Here is a 4727-nt window from a genome sequence, read left to right on the forward strand (position 1 = left end):
AGCAGGAACCAAAAAGTGACATAACTTTGTTTAGGCAAGGAAAAAAAGCTTTAATAAAAATCAAAAATTTCAAGGAGATAAAGGTTATGAAGGAGAACCATCAATTAAAGTTCCGACCAAAAACCAAAAAAAGGAGAATTGACATTGTCACAAAAATTGAAAAATAAAGAACTAGCCTCTGAAAGAATATTTGTCGAACATTTAATTCGTATGATTAAGATATTTAGAGTCGCTTCGGAAAGATTTAGATTAAATCCAAGTAAATATGAAAAAATAATCATGACGATATGTGGACTTGTAAGATTCCGAATAGGAACCTTAGTATTTTGAATATAAAATACTGCTATTTTTCCTGCTTATGATTAGCGCACATAGGTACTTACTTTTGCCTTATTATCGACATAAACTGTCTCAAACCCTGATTTTAGCGTTGAGAGTGGCTGATATTTGCAATTGGCGATCGCCCGTTGAAAGCCAGTCATAGAAAGGTATTAGTATTTTTCGGAGATGTCTATTGGTCATCCCCAAAAGTTTCAATCCCTAATAGGGATTAAGGTAAATTTCAACACTGCAACCGGAACCAGAACCGAAGCCAGAGCGAGGTTTCAATCCCTAATAGGGATTAAGGTAAATTTCAACCGTTATCTGGGCAATAACCAGCACTCACAATAGTTTCAATCCCTAATAGGGATTAAGGTAAATTTCAACCCCGCATTGGGTCAAGTATGCGGTCCAAAATCTGCTGTTGTTGTGTTTCAATCCCTAATAGGGATTAAGGTAAATTTCAACACTCCTTTACCCTTCGCGCACTAGCCACCCCCGAAACCGTTTCAATCCCTAATAGGGATTAAGGTAAATTTCAACGTATGGTTCCTTGGTGTTTCTTATGCTCTTAATATGTTTCAATCCCTAATAGGGATTAAGGTAAATTTCAACTTTGAACCCATAGGGGTGCTTTAGCGTCCCGGTTTCAATCCCTAATAGGGATTAAGGTAAATTTCAACTATTGATTTTTTTCTTTCCTTTTACTGCATTAGCTCGTTTCAATCCCTAATAGGGATTAAGGTAAATTTCAACGGCGGGAAGCTGAAAGTGAGTCAGTATGAGGTTTTCAAGGTTCGGTTGCGCGGATGGGTAAATCATAACACAATCTGGCGCGATCGCACAAAGTCAAAAAGCCTGAAACCTTTACTGTGTAAGGTGCGCGGGTAGGTAGCAAGTAAATATAAGCGCAAAGCCTTGTGTTGCAAGGGATTCAGGCATTTTCATCAAAACCTCTTTTTCTACACCTACCCATCCGCGCAAAGAAAATCGTTTCATCACAGGGTTGTTCACCACCGATGCGTTCAACTTGACCAAAACAGCAGGCGCACATAAAGTAAAAACGGATGCTATCGGTATCAGGCTTAATCAAGTTATTCAAAGGCGATCGCAGTTTAGCATATTGAATCGATGTAAACTATAGCCATGATAGCTTTCAACTAAATAATCAATATGCGAGCATTACAAGCTGGAAGTTTCTTCTTAATTGGTCACACAAATTAAAAAACCGTGGTTGCTCAGAGCTAACCACGGTGGAAAAATGTATTTAATTATCTAATTTCCAATACCTACACTCAATTAATCGCGACCATTGAGGGCAATTAGCAACCGCAAGATAAAGACGAATAAATTAATGTAGGTAAGATACATCGACAAAGCCGCAGGTAGATATTGATCATCGCTGTAGGTGCGGGGCAAGATGTAGAAATCAACTACAGATGCGCCAACAAATAAAAGCACACCCAGCCCGGAAATGGCAATTTCTAACCAATTTGGGGTGTAAACACCGAACAAACTCAACCCGAATTGTGCTAGACAAACAACCACCAAGGCAATAACGCCTAGATTGATAGTTTTAGTCAAAGCCATGCCGTCTGAGTCAGAGAGATTTGAACCCACTTGACGGGCGGCAATAAAAGTGATACCACAACTAAGGGCGGCTATACCGATTCCTTGAATGCCAACTCCTTGGGTTCTCAAAGCGAGATAAATCAAGCCACTGAGGGTATACCCAGACAAGAGGCTGTAGGTTGCCAACAGGGGCAGAGCAACGCCTTTGTTGCCTTTTTCAGCAACATTTTGGGCAACAAAGAACAGAATTAATTCCAGGATGACCGCACCAATTAGGGTTGGCATGAAAATTCCGGGGTTAGTACGGATGACTCCTAAACCCCCGTAAGCTGCCACCGCTGTTAAAACCAGTCCACCACCAACGTAGGGAAGGGCATTGGCAATTACATTTGGACCGACGAGGGCTTGATTTTTAGCCTCACGAATAGCGTTACGAAAATTGCTGGTATTGCTCATATTTCACAACTAAATTTTTAAGAAAAGCAGTTCTGCTCACTTCTATTTTGACTCATATCAACAGAGCTATGTGATTTCACAAATGGGGGAATTCCTCACTTGATTTATATCAAGTCAAAATAGCCGGAAACAGATAATGGCGCAAAATGCTTACGTATAAATACTTACGTCTAAAGATAGACCCCCCACAAGTTCAGTAGAACGACGATGGTTTATTCAGCGCCATCTATGGAAAATAATTACAGCTTTGATGAAAATTTACGCAACTCCGATTTTTCTGAAAAAGGAGTTACTAGAAAGGAATTAATATGGTAACAAGTCAGTCCTCTCTGCGGTCTGATGGTATTGAGTTATTACACTTATACCACCAGAATCCTTCTATTAAACTTCGTAATCAACTTGTACAGTTACATACTGGCTTAGTGCGTAAGATGGCTCATAAATTCAGCCATCAATGTAATGAACCTTATGAAGATTTAGAACAAATCGGTTATTTCGGTTTAATCAGGGCAATTGAGCGATTTGATCCGAGTCAAGGATATGCTTTTAGTTCGTTTGCTGTGCCTTACATTCGCGGAGAAATGCTGCATTTTTTGCGCGATCGCAGTTCTCTATTAAAGATACCCCGTCGCTGGCAAGAGCTCTACAATGAAGGGCAAAAAATTCGCCGGGAATTAGCAGTCTCTTTGGGTCGTCCTCCGAAAGATTCGGAAATTGCCAACATACTTAAGGTATCTGTCTATGAATGGCAAGAAACTAAGTTAGCGGCTCAAAATCGGATGCCTTTGAGTTTAGATGCTACCCCAGTTCAGTATGTTGATTGCCAAATAACCTTAGGTGAAGCGCTTCCCTGTCCCCGCTATACGGCTTTTCAGCAACTAGAAGAAGAACGTCAACAACTCCAAGGGGCAATAAATATGTTAGAAGAAAAGCCCCGCTTGGCTGTTGAATTAGTCTTTTTAAAAGAACTTTCTCGCAAAGATGCCGCGAAGAAAATTGGCACTAGTCCAATGACAGTAACGCGATATCTACAAAAGGGAATTCAGGATTTAATGTGTTTCTTACAACCCGCAGTGGCAACTGGATCTTGATGTTTTTATTAAAAAGCAGGGGGGAGATGAGGGAGATGGGGGAGATGGGGGAGATGGGGGAGATGGGGGAGATGAGTAGAAAAATTATTAAAGACCACAAGGATTTAGTAGTTTATAAAATGGCTTTTGATTCAGCCATGAAGATTTTTGAAATATCTAAACAGTTCCCAGTAGAGGAACGTTATTCACTAACCGATCAGATTCGTAGGTCTTCACGTTCAATTTGTGCTAATTTTGCTGAGGGATGGCGTAAAAGAAGATATCAAGCCGCTTTTGTTGCTAAATTGAGTGACTGTGAGGCTGAATCAGCGGAAACTCAAACTTGGATTGAGTTTGCTGTAAAGTGCAACTACATGGATGTTGAAATCGGTCGAGAACTCTATGGTACATACAACCAAGTTTTAAGCGGTTTAGTACACATAATTAACAACCCGTCACCTTGGCTAATTAAGCGTTAAACTCTCCCTCATCCTCCTCATCCCCCTCATCCTCCTCATCCCCCTCATCCCCCTCATCCCCCTCATCCCCCTCATCCCCCTCTATCTAGATTTTAAATCTGCGATCGCTCCTCTTGTCATAGCAGCAATGGCTTTATCTGTCGCTTTCGGCAAATGATAATATTTGCCCCCTGAAGTATGAGCTAATTCCTTGGCAAAGCCAGTAGAAACAAATTTACTTTCAGTATCAATCATTAATAACTGCATCCCTAAAACACGCATTCTGGCGGCAATTTCTAGCAATTCCCCTTTAATATCCGGCTTTTCTCCTGCTTCAAGTTGCGGTTCCCCCAAAGAACGAGACAACGGAATATTCCCGCGTCCATCGGTTATCGCTACAATTACGACTTGCCCAATATCTCCACTCATTTGAGCATTCAACCCAACCCGCACAGCTTGACTTAAACCATGCGCTAGCGGTGAACCACCACCACAAGGTAATCTTTCCAAACGGTTACGCGCTAAAGCAATAGAGCGGGTTGGAGGCAATAATACCTCAGCTTGTTCCCCCCGAAACGGAATCAACGCCACTTGGTCGCGGTTTTGATAAGCTTCTGTTAAAAGCTGCATTACCGCACCTTTGGCTGACTGCATCCGGTTCAGTGCCATTGATCCAGAAGCATCGACTACAAATATTACCAAAGCTCCGGCTTTACGTACCAACCGCTTCGAGCGAATATCTGACTGTTCGACAAATACCCGCTTTTGTGAGGAGAGGGGAGGAGTAGAGACGCGATTAATCGCGTCTGTACAAGAGGGGGAGAGGGGGGGATGGGGGGATGGGGGAGAT

General features: G+C 41.8%; 5 protein-coding genes, 1 pseudogene and 1 CRISPR repeat array. Of the genes and pseudogenes, 3 read left to right on the top strand and 3 right to left on the bottom strand.

Features of this window, described 5'->3' with window-relative positions; all coding sequences use genetic code 11:
- The first annotated feature begins 156 nt into the window (after positions 1-156).
- Positions 157-330 (top strand): transposase family protein, encoded by a 174-nt coding sequence (locus TOL9009_RS43545; protein ID WP_260675977.1) that lies wholly within the window; start codon positions 157-159, stop codon positions 328-330.
- A gap of 200 nt (positions 331-530) precedes the next feature.
- A CRISPR array of direct repeats spans positions 531-1077; the repeat unit is 37 nt; unit sequence GTTTCAATCCCTAATAGGGATTAAGGTAAATTTCAAC.
- 178 nt (positions 1078-1255) lie between these two features.
- On the opposite strand, the pseudogene TOL9009_RS43550 reads toward TOL9009_RS43545, so the two are convergent.
- Together TOL9009_RS43550 and TOL9009_RS0115900 are read right to left on the bottom strand one after the other, a co-directional pair.
- A pseudogene (locus TOL9009_RS43550) lies at positions 1256-1456 on the bottom strand (CRISPR-associated endonuclease Cas2); the annotation flags it as partial.
- A gap of 164 nt (positions 1457-1620) precedes the next feature.
- Positions 1621-2349 carry a Bax inhibitor-1/YccA family protein gene (locus TOL9009_RS0115900; protein WP_029633668.1) on the bottom strand — a complete coding sequence of 243 codons (729 nt, stop codon included), beginning with the start codon at positions 2347-2349 and terminating at the stop codon, positions 1621-1623.
- 308 nt (positions 2350-2657) lie between these two features.
- Between TOL9009_RS0115900 and TOL9009_RS0115905 the strand changes: the two genes are divergently transcribed.
- Together TOL9009_RS0115905 and TOL9009_RS0115910 are read left to right on the top strand one after the other, a co-directional pair.
- On the top strand, positions 2658-3440 hold the full coding sequence (locus tag TOL9009_RS0115905; RefSeq protein WP_029633669.1) for an RNA polymerase sigma factor SigF: 783 nt from the start codon (positions 2658-2660) through the stop codon (positions 3438-3440).
- A gap of 71 nt (positions 3441-3511) precedes the next feature.
- Positions 3512-3898: a four helix bundle protein gene (locus TOL9009_RS0115910; RefSeq protein ID WP_029633670.1), complete on the top strand. Its 387-nt coding sequence runs from the start codon at positions 3512-3514 to the stop codon at positions 3896-3898.
- 81 nt (positions 3899-3979) lie between these two features.
- Here the strand turns inward: TOL9009_RS0115910 and TOL9009_RS39380 are convergent.
- Positions 3980-4727 (bottom strand): VWA domain-containing protein (locus tag TOL9009_RS39380; protein ID WP_260675902.1); only part of this gene is annotated, 748 nt, incomplete at its 5' end.

The sequence above is a fragment of the [Scytonema hofmanni] UTEX 2349 genome, assembly GCF_000582685.1.
In the GTDB taxonomy this organism is placed as follows: Bacteria; Cyanobacteriota; Cyanobacteriia; order Cyanobacteriales; family Nostocaceae; genus Hassallia; species Hassallia hofmanni.

Excerpts from the sequence above, each read along its gene's own strand:
- TOL9009_RS0115900 (WP_029633668.1), bottom strand. The coding sequence starts at position 2,349 with ATGAGCAATACCAGCAATTTTCGTAACGCTATTCGTGAGGCTAAAAAT.
- TOL9009_RS0115905 (WP_029633669.1), top strand. The coding sequence starts at position 2,658 with ATGGTAACAAGTCAGTCCTCTCTGCGGTCTGATGGTATTGAGTTATTA.
- TOL9009_RS0115910 (WP_029633670.1), top strand. The coding sequence starts at position 3,512 with ATGAGTAGAAAAATTATTAAAGACCACAAGGATTTAGTAGTTTATAAA.